Here is a 17,556-nt window from a genome sequence, read left to right as displayed (position 1 = left end):
CCGCGCCACCCGAACCGGAAGGACGCAGATGACCGCGGCCGTTGGCCTTCCCACCGTCAAATGCCTGGTGTGGGACCTGGACGACACCCTGTGGGACGGGGTGGTGCTCGAAGGCGACCGGCCCAAGCCGTTCGCCGCCGCCCTGCGCACCCTGGACACCCTCGACGGCCGCGGCATCCTGCACGCGGTGGCCAGCCGGGGCGAGCGCGACGTCGCCGAACGCTGGCTGGAGGAATGCGGCTTGGCGGACCGCTTCGTCGCCCTGGAGATCGGCTGGGGAGCGAAGTCCGACGCCGTGGCCGCCGTGGCCGAGTCCCTCAACATCGGCATCGACACCCTCGCCTTCATCGACAACGATGCCTTCGAACGCGGCGAGGTCGCCGCGGCCCACCCCACGGTGCGCTGCTACCCGGCCGACCAGGTGGGCGCCCTGCCGGACCTGGACGACTTCCGGCCGCCCTTCGTCACCTCCGAGTCCCGCCAGCGCCGCGCCATGTACCAGGCGGAGCAGCGCCGCAAGGCCGCCGAGGAGTCCACGAGCGGCTCCCAGGCCGAGTTCCTCGCCTCCCTCGGCCTGACCCTGACCGTGCGCCGGGCCCGCCCCGGCGACCTGGAGCGCGCCCACGAACTGACGGTGCGCACCCACCAGCTCAACAGCACGGGCCTGACCTTCTCCCTGGAGGAACTGCGGGACCTCGCGGCCTCACCCCGGCACGAGGTGCTGGTCGCCCGGCTCACCGACCGGTTCGGCTCCTACGGCACCATCGGCCTGGCCGTCAGCGACCTGCTGGACGGCGAGCAGCGGCTGCGGCTGCTGCTCATGTCCTGCCGGGTGCTCTCCCGGGGCATGGGCCGGGTCCTGATCGGACACATCGTGCGGCGGGCCCGCGCCGCCGGCCGGGTGCCGCGCGCCGAGTTCGTCTCCACCGCGCACAACCGGATCACGCTCGTCACCCTCGGCTTCGCCGGCTTCGTCCCCGTCGAGCGCGACGGCGACCGGATGCTGCTCGAACACCGCCCGGACCGCGGGGAGCCCGACTCCCCGCACGTGCGGGTCATCGACGAGGACACGGACGCCGGTACGGAGGAAGAGGACACAGACGCCGGTACCGAGGAAGGGGAGGGGACCACCACGTGACCGAGATCGACACCGCCGAGCTGACCGAGCTGGTGCGCCGCACCGTGGCCGAGGCCACCGGCCGCGCGGACGACGAGGTCGGCGACGACGACACCCTGGTGGGCCTCGGCCTGGACTCGCTGCGCGCCCTGGAACTCGCCGCCCGGCTGGAAAAACGCCTGGGCGCACGCCTCGACCCGTGGCTGCTGCTCGACCGCGAGACCGTCGCCGAGGCGGTCGAGGGCATCGCCGAGCAACTGGGCGCGGACCGGGCCGGCCGGGAGCAACCGGACCCGGCAGGCGCCGCGACCGCCGACGGACGGCGCGAACTGTCCGACGGCGAACGCAGACTGTGGTTCCTGTACCAGCTGGCCGAGGACTCCTCCGGCTACCTGCTCTCCTGCGGACTGCGCCTGCGCGGACCGCTGGATGCGCCCGCCCTCCAGGCCGCGTTCACCGCCGTCGTCACCCGCCACCACCCGCTGCGCACCCGCTACGCGGAAGGCCCGGACGGCGAACCCGTCGCCGAGACCATGCCCCCGCCCGCCCCCTTCCCGCTGCCGGTCACCGATCTGCGCGAACGCGCGGACCGCGAGCAGGCGGTCCGGGCCGCCGCCGAGGAGGACCGCCACACCCCGTTCGACCTCGGCGCGGGCCTGCCGCTGCGAGCCCGGCTGCTGCGCACCGCCGACGACGAGCACGTCCTGCTGCTGGCGATGCACCACATCGCCTTCGACGCCTGGTCCACGGCCGTACTGCTGCGCGAGCTGACCACCGCCTACCGCGCGCACCGCGAGGGCAGCGACCCCCTGGCCGCGCTGCCCCGCCTGGAGGAGGGCTACGACGCCTTCGCCCGGGCCCAGCGCCGCGGCTCGGTGCTCCGCAGGTCCCGCCTGGCCTGGTGGCAGCGCTACCTGGAGGGGGCACCTCCGCGCATCGACCTGCCCGGCGACAGCGACGGCGCCGCCCCGCACGCCGGAACCCACGGGTTCGACCTGCCGGCCGACCTCGTCGCCCGGCTGAAGGAGTTCTCCGCCGGCGAGGGCAACACCCTCTACACCACTCTCCTCGCCGGTTTCCTCGCCCTGCTGCGGGCCCGCGGCGCCGGCGCCGACCTGGTGGTCGGCACCCCCGTGACGGGCCGGGTCACCCACGCCTACCAGCAGCTCATCGGGCTGTTCGTGAACACCGCCGTGGTCCGCGCCGACCTGTCGGGCACCCCCACCGTGCGCCAGACCGTCGACCGGGTCCGGGCCGCGGTCCTGGGCGTGCGCGACCACCAGGAGCCGTTCAGCGAGATCGTGCGCGCCGTCAACCCGCCACGGGTGGCCGGACGCAACCCCTTGTTCCAGGTCATGTTCGACCTGCACAGCCTGCCCATCGACCTGCTCGACCTGCCCGGGGTCACCGTGTCCTCGCTCGACGGCCGGCCGGTGTCCCTCAACACCGTCGAGGCGGCCGGCGAGGAGGCCAAGTTCGACCTCACCCTCACCGTCGAGGACCGCGGCGAACGGGTGCTGTGCGCCCTGGAGTACGAGGCCTCGCGCTTCAGCCGCCACTGGGCCGAGGCGTTCGCCGCCGACTACGCCCGGCTGCTCGGCGCCTGGGCCCGGGACCCGGACCAGCCCCTCACCACCACCCTGCCCGCCACGGCGTCCGCCGCGCCGCCCTCGGTCCTGACCGGGCCGGCCGGGCCCCTGGACGACATCGCCGCCCACCGGCTCGTCGAAGAGCATGCCGCCCGGCACCCGGACGCCCCCGCCGTCCGCGACGGGCACGACGAGCTGACCTACGGCGAACTCGACACCCGGGCACAGGCGCTCGCCCACACCCTGCACCGGCAGGGCGTACGCCCCGGCACCGTGGTCGGCCTGCTCCTGCCCAGGTCCGCGAGCCTGGTCACGGCCGCCCTCGCGGTGTGGAAGGCGGGCGGCGCCCACCTCACCCTCGACCCCCGCTACCCGGCCGAACGACTGCGGGCCATGCTCACCGAGTCCGGCTGCCGGCTCGTCGTCGGCGACCCGGGCCTCGTACCGGAACTCGCCGACGCGGCCCGCTTCCTCCCCGCGACACCGCCATCCGGTGACACCGGTGACACCGGTGACACCGGCGCCATGGGTGCCCCCCTCTCCGGCCCGCCCGGCGAGGAGGCGGACCGCACCGCCTACGTCGTGTTCACCTCCGGCTCCACCGGACGGCCCAAGGGCGTCGCCGTCACCCACCGCTCGCTGCTGAACAACTTCCGCGCCTGGAGCGCCGCCTATCACCTCGACCAGGTCCACGCCCATCTCCAGATGGCCGGCTCGTCCTTCGACGTCTTCCACGCCGACCTGGTGCGCGCGCTGTGCTCCGGGGCCTGCCTGGTGCTCTGCCCGCAGGACGCGCTGCTCGACCCGCCCGCACTGCTGCGGCTGCTGCGGGAGAACCGGATCGGCTTCGCCGAGTTCGTGCCCGTCGTCCTCCAGGGACTGCTCGAACACCTGGAGGAGCAGGACACCGACCTGTCGTTCCTGCGCGCCCTCGCCGTGGGCTCCGACGCCTGGCCGGCCGGCGCCCACCGCCGCCTGCTGCGCCGCATGGCCCCGGACGCCGTCCTCGCCAACTCCTACGGCCTGGCCGAGGCCACCGTGGACAGCGCCCTGTTCACCGGCGACCCGGCCGGCCGCACCGACGAGCAGCAGGTGCCCATCGGCCGCCCGCTGCGCAACACCCGCCTGTACGTGCTCGGCGCGGATCTGCGCCCCGTGCCGCGCGGCACCCCCGGCGAACTGTGGGTGGCCGGCGCGGGCCTGACCGCCGGATACCTGGGCCGGCCCGACGAGACCGCCCGGCGGTACCTGCCCGACACCGTCGCCGGAGCGCCCGGCGAACGCATGTACCGCACCGGTGACCGGGCGGTGCTCCTCGACGGCGGCGACCTGGTGCTCCTCGGCCGGGTGGACCGCCAGCTCCAGGTGCGCGGCCTGCGGGTGGAACCGCAGGAGGTGGAAACGGTGCTGGCCGCCACCCCGGGCGTACGCCGGGCCCTGGTGGTCGCCGACCCGCGCGGCGCCACCGAGGGCCTGGTCGCCTACCTCGTGCGCGAACCGGGCGCCGACCCCGACCCACGGCAGGCCACGGCGATCGCCCGCCGCGCCCTGCCGGAACCCGCCTGCCCCGGCCACTACGCCGTGGTCGACACCCTGCCGCTCACCCCCAACGGCAAACCCGACCTCGCCGCCCTGGCCCGGGTGCCGCTGGCCGCCGCCGGCGCCGGCGGCACCCGGACCGCGCCGCGCACCGACGCGGAGCGGGACGTGGCCACCGTCTGGCGCGAGCTGCTGGAGACGGACGACATCGGCGCCGAGGACGACTTCTTCGATCGCGGCGGGCACTCCCTGCTGCTCACCCGCATGGTGGCCACCCTGCGGCGGCGGCACGGCGTCGCGCTCGCCCTGTCCGAGGTGTTCCGGCAGCCGACCGTGGCCGCCGTCGCCCGGCTGCTGGAACAGACCGGCCGGACAGCGCCGCCGGCCGTCCCGACGCGCCGCACAGCGGCCCGTACCACCGTCAGGATCGGCGCCGACGGCACCGTTCTGGCGGCAGAGGACAGGTGAGCCGCGTGGACGGACAGGTGAGCCCCGTGGACGCCGCGGGCGCCCGCGAGACGGCCGCCGAGGTGCTGCCCGCCACCTCTGCCCAGGAACGGCTGTGGTTCGAGGAACAACTCGACCCCGACCGCGCCCTGTACGCCGTGCCGTGCGTGCTGGAGCTCACCGGTCCCGTGGACCGCGAAGCGCTCGGCACCGCCCTCGCCCGGCTGGTGGCCCGGCACGAGGCGTTGCGCACCGGCCTGCTGCGCCAGGACGGCCGCCTGCTCCAGGTCGTCCTCGCCCCGGACCAGGTACGCGCCGAACTGGCCTACGAGGACCTCGCCGGCGTCCCCGACCCCACCGCTTTGGCCCACGAGGGCCTTGACGGCGGCTCCGGCCTCACCGCCCGGGCGCTGGAGCGTGCCGGGCGGGAGTTCCGGCGGCCCTTCGCGCTCGCCCGGCCCCCGCTGTTGCGGGCGCTGTTGCTGCGTACCGGTGCCGACCGGCACGTGCTGGTGCTCACCGTCCACCACACCGTCTGCGACGGCGCCTCCGTCGCCCTCCTCGTCGACGGGCTGCTCGGCGAGTACGCCCGGGTGCGGCGCGGCGAGCCGGCCGCCCCGCCCCCGGACGGTCCCGCGTTCGCGGACTGGGCCGCCTGGCAGGAGGAGCGGCTCGCCCCGGATCGCGAACGGCTGCTGGCGCACTGGAAGAGCGCGCTGGCCGGCCTCACCCCGCTCGCGCTGCCCACCGACCGGGAGCGGCCCGCCACCCCGGACCACGAAGGCGCCGTCCGCCACACCACGCTCGGCGGCGCCCGGCTCGCCGCCCTGCGCGCACTGTGCCGCGCGGAGGGCGTCGGCAGTGCCACCGGTCTGCTCGCCGCCGTCTGCGCGCTGCTGCACCGCCTCACCGGACAGCGGGACGTGTGCGTCGGCATGCCCGTCTCCCGGCGTGACGACCCCGCGCTCGCCGAGGTCGTCGGCATGCTGGTGAACACGGTGCCCGTACGCGTGGACCTGCCGGGGGAGACGACCTTCCGGGAGGCGCTGCGGCGCACCGGACGGGCCGTGGCCGACGCCGTCGCCCACGGCGACCTGCCGTTCGACGAGATCGTGCGGGCCGCCGACGTGCCCCGGGGCGCGGACACCCCGCTGTTCCGGGTGCTGGTCGGCCACGAACGCGCCGGCGGCCCCCGGGCGGCCGGCACCGGGCCGGCCGTGCGCGAACTGCGCCCGCCGTTCCCCACCGCGCGCTACGACCTGTCGTACTACTTCACCGAGGACGCCGACGACGCCGCCCTGTCGGTGGAGTACCGTACCGCGCTGTTCGACGCCGACCGGGTCGAGCGGCTGCTCGGCCACTTCCGCACCCTGCTCACCGCCGCGCTCGCCGCCCCCGACCGCCCGCTCGCCGAGCTGCCCCTGCTCACCCCCGAGGAGGAGCGGGAGACGGCAGGGCTCGCCACCGGCACCCGCGTGGCGGCACAGCCGCCGGTCACCGAGCAGATCGCGGACTGGGCGCGGCGCACCCCGGACGCCGTCGCGGTGGCCTGCGGCGGCACTCAGGTGACCTACGCGCGACTGGCGGAGCGCGTGCGCAGGCTGGCCGCCCGGCTGCGGGAACTCGGCGCGGGCCCCGAACGGCCCGTCGTCGTCGCCGTACCGCGCTCCGCGGACCTGCCCGTCGCCCTGCTCGCCGTCCTCGCCTCCGGATCGGCCTTCGTCCCCGTCGACCCCGGCCACCCGCCCGCCCACCTGGTCCGGGTGTGCGCCGACAGCGGCGCCCGGCTCGCCGTCACCACCACCGCCGCGCGGCCCGCGCTGCCCCGGGACGGCCTGCGTACGCTCCTGCTGGACGGCGAGGAGCCGCTGCCCGAGGCACCGGAGCCGATGGCGGTGCCGGAACCCGGCCACCTCGCCTACGTGCTGTACACCTCCGGCTCCACCGGACGGCCCAAGGGCGTGATGATCGAACACCGGTCGCTCGCCGGACTGATGGCCGTGATGGACGAGGTGGACCCCATCGGCCCCGGCGACACCTGGCTCGCCACCTCCAGCGTCACCTTCGACGTGTGCCTCGCGGAACTCCTGTGGCCGCTCACCCGGGGCGCCACGGTGGCGGTGTCCGCCGCGGGCGTCGGGCGCCCGGGACTCGCCGGGGAACTGCGCCGCTTCGCGCCCACCCACCTCCAGGTCACCCCCTCGGCCGCCCGGCTGCTGCTCGCCGACCGCGACACCGCCGCCGGCCTGCGCGGCCTGCGCGCCCTGATCCTGGCCGGCGAACCCCTGACCGGGCCGCTGGTACGGGAGTTGACCCGCGCCACCGACGCCCGGCTGCACAACCTGTACGGGCCCACCGAGGCCACCGTGTACGCCACCCACCACGCCGGCCCCGACCCGGAACAGGCCGCGGTGCCCATCGGCCGGCCCGTCGCCGGCGCGGTCGTCCACGTGCTCGACGAGCGGGGCCGCCCGTGCCCGCCGGGCGTGCCCGGCGAGCTGTGGATCGGCGGCACCGGCGTCGCCCGCGGCTACCTGGGGCAGCCGGAACCGACCCGGCAGCGCTTCACCGACGCCCCCGCCGTCGGCGGGCGCGCCTACCGCACCGGCGACCTGGCCCGGCGCCGCACCGACGGGGTACTGGAGTTCCTCGGCCGCCTCGACCGCCAGGTGAAGGTGCGCGGCGTCCGGGTGGAGCCCGCCCAGGTGGAGCGGGCACTGGAGGAGCACCCCCGGGTACGGCAGGCCGTCGTCACCGCACGCACCGGACCGGCCGGCATCACCGAACTGATCGCCTACGCGGTCCCCGCCACCTGCGACGAGGCCGAGCTGCTCGCCCATCTGCGTGCCCGGCTTCCGCAGGCGATGGTGCCCGCCGCCGTGGTGGCCCTGGACCGCATCCCGCTCACCCGGAACGGCAAGACCGACTTCGCCGCCCTGCCGGAGCCGACGGTACGGCGCCCGGCACCGGGCGACGGCCCGCCGCGCACCGACGCCCAGCGCGCCGTCGCCGCCCTGTGGACCGAGGTACTGGGCCGGCCCGGCCCGGGGACCGACGCCGACTTCTTCGCCTCCGGCGGGGACTCCCTCAAACTCGTCGCCCTCTACGAGCGGCTGGAGAGCCGTTGGCCGGGGGCGCTGCGGCTGGCCGAGCTGTTCGACCTGACCACGGTGGCGGCCCAGGCCGAGGCGGTGGAGCGGCGAGCACGGACGGCACCCGCCGGACCGGACGATGCCGCGCCCGCCTGCGCCGGGCCGGACGGCGGTGAGCCGGACGGCGCCGGACCAAGTGGCGCCGGGACGCGAAGGGTCGAGCTGTGACCGACCGGCCCATCGCGCGAGCCGGGCGCCTGGACTCCGTCCCCTCGCCCGATCCCTCACCCCCGCCCGGTCCCGTACGCCCGCCCGATCCCCCGGCCGGGCGGCCGGACCCCGTACCCCCGGCCGGAGCCGCGCCCCGGGGCCGCGCCCCGCGCTCCCAGAGCCGCGCCCCAAGCTCCCAGACGACCCGCAAGGAGACCGTCGCAGCCATGACCGACGTCGCGATCATCGGGGTCGCCGTCCGCTTCCCCGACGCGCCCAGCCTGGACGCCTTCCGGGACAACCTGCGCCGGGGCCACGACAGCGTCCGGCCGCTGTCCCCGGAGCGGATCCGCACCAGCGGCATCGATCCGCACCGCGACTACGCGGAACTCGCCCACCTGGACCGCGTCGACACCTTCGACCACCGGTTCTTCGGACTCTCCCGGCGCGAGGCCGAGGTACTCGACCCGCAGCACCGCCTCGCCCTCCAGCTCGCCTGGCACGCCATGGAGGACGCCGGGCACAGCCCCGCGTCGCTGCGCGGCACACCCACCGCCGTCATCCTCAGCGCCCCGCGCGCCGACTACTTCCGGCTGGTGCCCCGGCCCGACACGCTCAGCCTGCTCGGCAACCTGCCCGCCGGCCTGCCCGGACGCGTCTCCCAGGTGCTCGGTCTGACCGGGCCGTCGTACGCCATGGACACCGGCTGCAACGGTTCCCTGGTCGCCGTCCACCAGGCCTGCCGTGAACTGGCCGACGGCGAGGCGGAGTACGCGCTGGCCGGCGGGGTCAGCCTGAAGGTGCTGCACGAGCCGCGCGAGGCCCACGCGCACTTCCCCGAGATCCTCTCCCCGGACGCCCGCTGCCGTGCCTTCGACGCCTCCGCCGACGGCACGGGCGACGGCGAAGGCGGTGCCGTCCTGCTGCTCACCACGCTGGAACGGGCGCTGCGCGACGGCGACCACGTCTACGCCGTCGTCAAGGGCGGCGCCGTCGCCCACAACGGCCCGCGCACCGGCGCCATGGGCACCCCGTCCCCGGCCGCCCAGGCCGAGGTGATCCGCCGCGCCTGGCGCCGGGCGGGCCTGGAACCGGGCGACGCCGGATACCTGGAGGCCCACGGTTCGGGCACCCGGCTGGGCGACGCCGTCGAGCTGCGCGGCATCGCGCTGGCCCGCGGCCAGGCACCGGGAGCACCGCTGCCGATCGGCTCGGTGAAGACCAACATCGGCCACCTCGACCACGCCGCGGGCATCGCGGGACTCGTCAAGGCCCTGCTGTCGGTCCGGCACGACGAGCTGTACCCGTCCCTGCACTACACGGCCCCGCCCCAGGGGCAGGACCCCGCCGACCACGGCGTGGAGGTGGTCACCCGGCCCCGGGCCTGGAGCGAGCCGGACGGCCGGCCGCGCCGCGCCGGGATCAGCTCCTTCAGCCTCGTGGGATCCAACGCCCACCTGGTCATCGAACAGGCCCCGCCCCCGCGCCCGGCGGAGCAGAGGGACGCGTCTCCCCACCTGGACGCGCCCTTGGCCGTCGGCGTGTCCGCCCGCAACCCGCACACGCTGGCCGAGGCCTGCGAACGCCTCGCCGCCGCCCTGGACACCACTCGCCCTCCGCTCGCCGACACCGTCCTCACCCTCACCACGGGCCGCGACCACCACGACCACCGGGTGGGCCTGGTCGCCCGGACCACCGAGGAACTCGCCGGTGCCCTGGCCCTCGCGGCGCTGCGCACCCGGCAGGGCCAGGGCGCGGGCGCCGCCGCGGCACCGGCCCGCGACGGTGTCCATCTGCTGCTCTCCCGGGACATCACCGTCGCGGACCCCGCACACGACGTACCCGGCCCCGAACGCGCGCCGGACGGGCCGGCGGCCCGCGTGGTGGACCGGCAACTCGCCGCCCACCGCCGCCTGTCCGGATACGGCGTCACCGTGGCGAGCCTGCTCAGTTCCGGCGTCGGGCGCTGGGCCGCCCGGGTGATCGACGGTGAGGCGACCCGGGAGGAGGCCGACGCCGCGCTGGCCGCCGAGGACGGGATCGGCCCGGCGCCGGACGGCGACCGCCTGCGGGCCGCGCTGGACCCGCTGTTCACGGCGGAGCGACCGCCGGTCTTCGTCGCCCTCGGCGAGGACGGCGAGCTGGCCCGCGCCGTCGCCGCCCGGCTCGCCGAACGCCCCGGCGCCGCACTCGTCACCGTGGGCAGCGGTCCCGACGCCGTGCCCCGCGCGATCGCCGAGCTGTACGCGCTCGGCGTGGCCATCGACTGGCCCCGGCCCGAGGGCGCCCACCGCACCCCGCTGCCCGGCTACCCCTTCCAGGAGGAGCGCTGCTGGGTCCGTCCGGAGGGCGAGTACCTGCGCTGGGAGGAGCTGTGGCCGGGCGCGGTCTCCCAGCCGGAGACGTCGCCCGCACCCCGGACCATTCCCGCGCCGGAACAGACCGCCCTGCCCCTGTCGCCGCCCCCGGCCACGTCCGCCGGCGCTCCCGTGCCCGTGGGCCCTTCCGTCTCAGCCTCCGCCGCCGCGTCCGTGGGCGGCTCCGTCTCCGTCAACGCCTCCGTCTCCACCGGCGAGACCGTCGTCGACCGGGTCCGCCGGGCCTGGACCGACGCCCTGCACGCCGGGGAAGTCGCCGACGGCGACGACTACTTCGAGCTCGGCGGCAACTCCATCACCGCCCTGGAGGTGATCAGCGCCCTCGACCGCGAGTTCGGCGTGACCCTGAAACTCATCGACCTCTACGACCACCCCACCCTGGCCGACCTCGCCGCGTACGTCGCCGACCGCGCGGGACTGCCGAGGACCGCGCCCGAGCGGCACCGGCCCACCGTTCCGCAGCCCCGGCCGACATCGCCGTACCCTCCGCAGCCGCACACCACCGGCACGGAGCCACAAGAGCCACAGCAGCCGCAACCCCGACCACGCCCCGCCCCCGCCGGCGCACCCACCGCCCCGCCCCCCATCACCCGCGCCGACGCCAGGGTGCTGTCCTTCGGCCAGGAACGCCTCTGGTACCACCAGCAGTTGGAGCCCGGCAGCCCGCTGTACAACATCCCCACCCGCGTCCACCTGCACGGCACCCTCGACGTCGAGGCGCTGCGCGGGGCCCTGCACGACCTGGTGGAGCGGCACGAGATCATGCGGTCGTACCTGCCGGCCCGTGACGGCCGCCCCGAACTGCGCATCGCCCCGTCGCTGCCCGACCTCGGCCGGTTCGTGGACGTCCGCGGCGAACCCGATCCGCTCGCCGCCGCCCGCCGCCTGGTCGAGGAGGAGGCCACCGCCCCGTTCGACCTGGAACACGGCCCGCTGACGCGCGCCCTGATCGTCACCTACGGACCCCGCGACCATGTGCTGTGCCTCAACGTCCACCACGCCGTGGACGACGGCTGGAGCCCGGGCATCCTGGACCGCGAACTCACCGAGTTCTACACCGCCCGCATCGAACGCCGCGCCCCGCGGCTCGACCCGCTGCCGGTGCGCTACACCGACTACGCGCACTGGCAGCGCCAGTGGCTGACCGGGGACGTACTGCGCCGGGAACTCGACCACTGGCGCACCACGCTGCGCGACGCGCCCGTGCTGGACCTGCCCGCCGACCGGCCCCGGCCGCGCCGCAAGGACTTCGGCGGCGGCCTGCACACCTTCACCATCCCCGCACCGGTCGCCGCCGCGCTGCGCGAGACGGGCAGGCGGGAGCGGGCCACCCTGTTCATGGTGCTGCTCACCGCGCTCGACGTGCTGCTCGCCCGGCTCACCGGCGGGCGTGACATCGTCGTGGGCTCCCCGACCGCCGGCCGCGACCGGCCCGAGACCCGGGGCCTGATCGGCTTCTTCAACAACACCGTGGCCCTGCGCACCCGGCTGGCCGACGGCCGGCGGTTCACCGAGGTGCTGCGCGAGGTCCGCCGGGTGGTGCTCGACGCCATGGAGCACGCCGAGGTGCCCTTCGAGAAGGTCGTCGAAGCCGTCGCACCGGCGCGGGACCTGAGCCGCAACCCGCTGTTCGACGTGGTCCTGCTGCACCAGACGATCCCCGTCATCCAGGGGCGGATGCCGGGGCTGGAGCTCAGCTCCTTCGAGGCCGAGGACCGCACCATCGTCCACAACGGACTGGCGCCCGGCACCGCCAAGTTCGACCTGACCTTCTGCGTGTGGGAGCGGGACGGGCACGACGAGCTGCCGGTCGGCCTGGAGTACAGCACACAGCTCTTCGACCGGGAGACCGCCGCCGCCATCGGCGACGCCTTCCTGGCCCTGCTGCGCGCGGTCGCCGCCGACCCCGACGGCGAGGCCCTGGCACTGCCGCTGACGGACGAGGCGTCCGCCGCCCCCCTGTACACCCCGCCGCTGCCCCACGCGCCCGACGCCACCCTGCACTCCCTCGTCCTAGACCAGGCACGGCGCACCCCCGACGCGCCCGCCGTCGCACTGGACGACGCCACCCTCACCTACCGCGACCTCGACCTGTGGTCGGCCGACACCGCCGCCCGCCTGGCCGCCGCCGGGGTCGCACCCGGTGACATCGTCGCCGTACGCCTGCCCCGCTCGGCGCACATGGTCGCGGCGGCGCTCGGCGTCCTCCGGCTCGGCGCCGTCCACCTGCCGCTCGACCCGCGCCAGCCGGACGCCCGCACCGCCGCGATGCTCGCCGACGCCCGCCCGCGCGCCCTGATCACCGACGGCGAGGCCCCACCGTCCTGGACCGGACCCGTCGTCCACCTCGCCGGCCGGCCGCCGCGGACCGCCGAACCCCCGGCGGACCCGGCCGCGCCCGGCGATCCGGCCTACGTCATCTTCACCTCCGGTTCCACCGGCCGGCCCAAGGGCGTACTGGTCGAGCACCGGGGCGCGGCCACCCTGGTGCGCGCCACCCGCCGGGAGTGGGAACTGCGGCCCGGCGAACGCGTCCTGCAGTTCGCCGCGCCCACCTTCGACGCGTGGATCTGGGAGGTGTTCACCGCCCTCGCCGCCGGCGCCGTCCTCTGCGTGCCCGACCACCGCACCGTACTCGTGGGCGACGACCTGGCCGCGGCGATGACCCGGCACCGGGTGCACACCGTCATGCTGCCGCCGTCCGTCGCCGCCTCCCTGCCCCAGGACGCCGACCCGCCCGCGCTGCGGCTCATGGTGCTCGGCGGCGAACCGGTGCCTCCCGAGCTGGTACGCCGCTGGGCGGACCGGTGCCGGGTCGTCAACGCCTACGGGCCGACCGAGGCCACCGTGTGCGTCACCATGGGCGACTGCGTGCCCGACGGCTCCCGCCCCGCCATCGGGCGCCCGCTGCCCGGCACCCGGCTGTGGGTGCTCGACGAACGGGGCCGCCCCGTGCCGCCCGGCGTCCCCGGCGAGCTGTACATCGGCGGCGCCCAGGTGGCCCGGGGCTACCTCGGCCGGCCCGAGCTGACCGAGCGCCGGTTCGTCACCGTGCCCGGCACCACCGAGCGCGCCTACCGCACCGGAGACCTGGTACGCCGCCGGTCCGACGGATCGCTGGCCTTCGTCGGCCGCGCCGACAACCAGGTCAAGCACCGCGGCTACCGCATCGAACTGGAGGAGATCGAGGAGGCCCTGCGGGCCTGCGGCGCCAAGGACGCCGCCGTGGTGCTGGACACGGACACCGAGGGCGGCGTGCTGCGCGCCTTCGCCGTGCCCGGAGCCGACCCGGCCGGCAGCGGCGAGGAACTGCGCGCCCGGCTCGCCGACCGGCTGCCGCCCTACATGGTGCCCGCCGCCCTCACCCTGCTGCCCGCGCTGCCGCTGACCGCGCACGGCAAGGCCGACCGCCGGCGGCTGCTGGCCCTCGGCCGCGAACTCGCCGGCGACGAGGCGCCCGTCCCCGCCGGACCCCCGGCACAGACCCCCGCCGACGCCCTCGAAGCGGACCTGCTCGGTCTGTTCCGGACCGTGCTGGGACGCGGCGGGATCGGCGTGCACGACGGGTTCTTCGAGTCCGGCGGCCACTCCCTGCTCGCCGTCCGGCTGATGAGCCGCGTCCGGGAACTGACCGGCCGCACCCTGCCGCTCGCCACCCTCTTCGAGCACCCCACGGTCCGCGATCTGGCCGCCCTGCTGCGCTCCGGCCCGGACCCGGCCGCGCCCCGCTGCCTCGTACCCATCCGCGAGCGGGGCGACGGCGAACCGCTGTTCTGCGTCCACCCCTCCGGTGGCAATGTCCTCGTCTACCAGCCCCTCGCCGACGCGCTCGCCGGGGACCGCCCGCTGTGGGGCGTGCAGTCCCACGGCCTCGCCGAGCACACGGAACCCGACCGCACCGTGGCGGCGATGGCCGAGCGCTACCTCGCCGAGATCCGCGAGATCCAGCCCACCGGCCCCTACCACCTCGCGGGCTGGTCCTTCGGCGGCGCCGTCGCCTACGAGATGGGCGCACGGCTCCTCCAGGCGGGCGAGCGGGTCGCGCCCGTCCTGCTGCTCGACACCGACCCGACCGCCACCGTGCCCCGCCACACCGACGACGACGCCGCACTGCTGGCCGGCCTGCTGGCCCCGTTCACCCCGCCGGACACCGCCCGGGAACTGCACGCCCGCCTGCCGGGCACCCCCCTGGAGAAGGCCGTCGCCCTGGCCCGCGACCTCGGAGCGCTGCCGCCCGGCACCGGACACCCGGAGATACGGCGGCTGCTGCGCGTCCTGCGCGCCAACGACGCGGCCTTCGCCGCCTGGGAGGTGCCCGACTACCCCGGCGACCTGACGGCCGTACGCGCCACCGGCGGACGGCTGACGGACCAGGGCCTGGCCGCGCTGCGCGAGCGGGTGCGCGGCCGGCTGACCGTGGTGGAGGTGCCGGGCGACCACTTCACGATGCTCACCGAGCACCGCGCCGCCCTGGCCGAACGGCTCGCCGCGCACCGAGCGCGCGAGCGGGCGACGGGGGAGGGGCACAGCGGCACGGACAGCGCAGGACCCAGCACGGTTGGAGGAGGACAGTGAGCCAGGAAACCCAGCGGCCCGTGGGGATCGCCGGCGCCGGGGTCATGGGCGCCGGGATAGCCCAGTGCGTCGCCCAGGCGGGCCACCCGGTGGTGGTGGTCGACCCCAGCCGGGACGCCCTGGACGGCGCCCGCCGCCGCGTCGCGGACGGACTGCGGCTGAGCCGCCTGCTGCGCGGCTCCCGGGGCGGTACGGCACCGGCCGCCGGGACGGACCCGGCGGCACTCATCCGGTGGACCACCGACTACGGCGACCTGGACACCGCGTGGTTCGTCGTGGAGTGCGGCCCCGAGCGCAGGGACGTCAAGGAACGCATCTTCGAACAGCTCGACAAGGCGTGCCCCGAGGACACGGTGTTCGCCACCAACACCTCCGCGATCCCCGTCGACCGCCTGGCCGCCCGCACCCGCCGCCCCGAGCAGATCCTGGGCATGCACTTCATGAACCCCGCACCGCTGAAGGACACCGTGGAGGTCGTGCGCGGCCCCAGGACCGGCGAGACGGCCCTGCGCCAGGCCGAGCGGCTGCTGGAGATGACCGGCAAGAAGGGCATCCACGTCGCCGACGGCCCCGGCTTCGTCACCAACCGCGTGCTCATGCTCACCTGCAACGAGGCTGCCCAGGTGGTGCAGGAGGGCACCGCGGACGCCAGGACCGTCGACCGGATCTTCCGGGACTGCTTCGGCCACCCCATGGGCCCGCTGGAGACCGGCGACCTCATCGGCTGGGACGTCATCGTGGACACCCTGCACGTGCTGCGCGAGCACACCGGCGACCCCAAGTTCACCCCCTGCGAGCTGCTGGTGGGGATGGTGGAGCGGGGCGAGACCGGCCGCAAGGCCGGGCGCGGCTTCTTCACCCACACGGCGGCCGGGGCCCGGGGAGGCGCCCGGTGAACCGCGAGCGCACCCTCGCCGAGGCGTTCCTCGACGCCGTCCACGACCGGCCCGACGACCCCTTTCTCACCCTGGTGGAACCCGACGGCGACCGCACCGTCACCCTCGCCGAGCTGGCCGGGCACGCGGCCGGCGCCGGCCGGCTGCTGCGGGAGGCCGGGGCCCGGCCCGGCGACCGGGTGCCGCTGGTGTTCGACTCCGGCCTCGCCGCCGTCGCCGCGTTCTTCGGCACCCTGCTGGCCGGCATGACCCCGGCCATGGTCGCCCCGCCGATGGGCCGCCGCCAGGGCGCCGCCTACCAGGAGCACATACGCGGCGTCACCGAACGCTGCGGCTCCCGACTCGGCCTGGCCGACCGCGAGTTCGCCGGCGCGCTCGACGGCGCCGCCGCGCACCCGTTCCTGCCCCTCGTCCCGGACCGGCCCGCCCCGGTCCCCGACCGGCCCGACGCCCCCGAGGCGGCGGGCCCGGTCGCCCTGCTCCAGTTCACCTCCGGCAGCACCCGCGTCCCCAAGGGCGTCCAGGTCACCCACGCCGGAGTGCTCGACAACACCGCCGTGTTCGCCGAGCGGTTCGGCCTCGGCCCCGGCCGGCCCTTCTGCTCCTGGCTGCCGCTCTACCACGACTTCGGCCTCATCGGCGGCCTGCTCAGCTCCCTGCTGTCCGGCGGCCGGCTGATGCTGATGCCCCCTCAGGCGTTCATCCGCTCCCCGCTGGGCTGGCTGCGCGCCGCCCAGCGGGGCGCAGCCACCGTCACCGGATCACCCAACTTCGGCCTCGCCCTGTTCAACCGGCGCTTCGCCGCCGAGCCCGCCGAACACCTCGACGGCCTGGACCTGTCCGGCCTGCGCACCGTCGTCGTCGGCTCCGACCCCGTCGTCCCCGAGACGGTCGAGGCGTTCCAGAAACTCCTCGCCCCCTACGGCCTGCACGACCGCGCCGTGCGCGTGGGATACGGCCTGGCCGAGAACACGCTCGTCGTCACGGCGGTACCGGACGGACAGCCGCTGCGCACCCTCACCGTGGGCCGCCCGGAGGGTGCACGCGGCCCCGTCCGGCCGACCGGGAGTCCCTCTGACGGCCCGGTGGTGACCGCAGTATCGTGTGGCACGCCTGCCGGCCATCAGGAAGTGAGCATCGTGGACGAGCACGGAACGACCGTCGGCCCCGACGTGATCGGTGAGATCACGGTGTCGGGGCGCAGCGTGGCGCTGGGGTACCTGGACGACCCCGAGGCCACCGAGGCGGCGTTCCCCGGCGGTGCCCTGCGCACCGGCGACCTCGGCTTCCTGCACGACGGCGAACTGTACGTCACCGGGCGGCTGAAGGACGTGGTGATCGCCCGCGGCCGCAACCTCAACGCCCTGGACGTGGAACGCGCCGTGCGCACGCTGCCCGGCGCCCACGAGGGCGAGTGCGCGGCCTTCGGGGCGCGCACCGCGGAGGGCGAGGAACTGGTCGTCGCCCAGGAGGTGCGCCCCGCGCCCCCGGAGGACCACCGGGCCCTCGCCCGCGAGGTGACGGCGCTGATCGTGCGGGAGTTCGGCATCGCCCCCGCCGATGTGCTCCTCGTCCGCATGCGCACCCTCCCGAGAACGTCCAGCGGCAAGCTCCGGCGTTCCGGGTGCGCCGACCTGTACGAGCGCGGCGAGCTGGTGACGCTCTACCGCCAGGGTTCCGCCGCCGTGTGAAACGGGGCGGACGGCCGGGCGG

General features: G+C 76.0%; 6 protein-coding genes. All 6 read left to right on the top strand.

What is annotated here, in order from left to right:
• The first annotated feature begins 28 nt into the window (after positions 1–28).
• Entirely contained in the window at positions 29–1,138 is a 1,110-nt protein-coding gene (locus IH25_RS0102370) for an HAD-IIIC family phosphatase (RefSeq protein ID WP_051753658.1), read from the top strand.
• Positions 1,135–4,713: a non-ribosomal peptide synthetase gene (locus tag IH25_RS0102365; protein WP_030601971.1), complete on the top strand. Its 3,579-nt coding sequence runs from the start codon at positions 1,135–1,137 to the stop codon at positions 4,711–4,713. The genes IH25_RS0102370 and IH25_RS0102365 overlap by 4 nt, the downstream gene beginning before the upstream one ends.
• A gap of 5 nt (positions 4,714–4,718) precedes the next feature.
• A complete protein-coding gene (locus tag IH25_RS0102360; protein WP_051753655.1) occupies positions 4,719–8,012 on the top strand; it encodes a non-ribosomal peptide synthetase in 3,294 nt (1,097 codons plus the stop codon).
• Positions 8,013–8,221: 209 nt separating this feature from the next.
• Positions 8,222–14,947 (top strand): non-ribosomal peptide synthetase, encoded by a 6,726-nt coding sequence (locus IH25_RS42765; RefSeq protein WP_051753654.1) that lies wholly within the window; start codon positions 8,222–8,224, stop codon positions 14,945–14,947.
• Entirely contained in the window at positions 14,944–15,843 is a 900-nt protein-coding gene (locus IH25_RS0102350; protein ID WP_030601961.1) for a 3-hydroxyacyl-CoA dehydrogenase family protein, read from the top strand. Before IH25_RS42765 ends, IH25_RS0102350 begins: the two co-directional genes overlap by 4 nt.
• Positions 15,840–17,534, top strand: a complete 1,695-nt coding sequence (locus IH25_RS0102345; protein ID WP_051753651.1) for an AMP-binding protein — start codon at positions 15,840–15,842, stop codon at positions 17,532–17,534. Before IH25_RS0102350 ends, IH25_RS0102345 begins: the two co-directional genes overlap by 4 nt.
• The last annotated feature ends 22 nt before the right edge of the window (positions 17,535–17,556 follow it).

It is taken from the genome of Streptomyces achromogenes subsp. achromogenes, from assembly GCF_000720835.1.
Lineage (GTDB): Bacteria > Actinomycetota > Actinomycetes > Streptomycetales > Streptomycetaceae > Streptomyces > Streptomyces achromogenes.
This window is presented reverse-complemented; position numbering and strand designations above follow the sequence as displayed.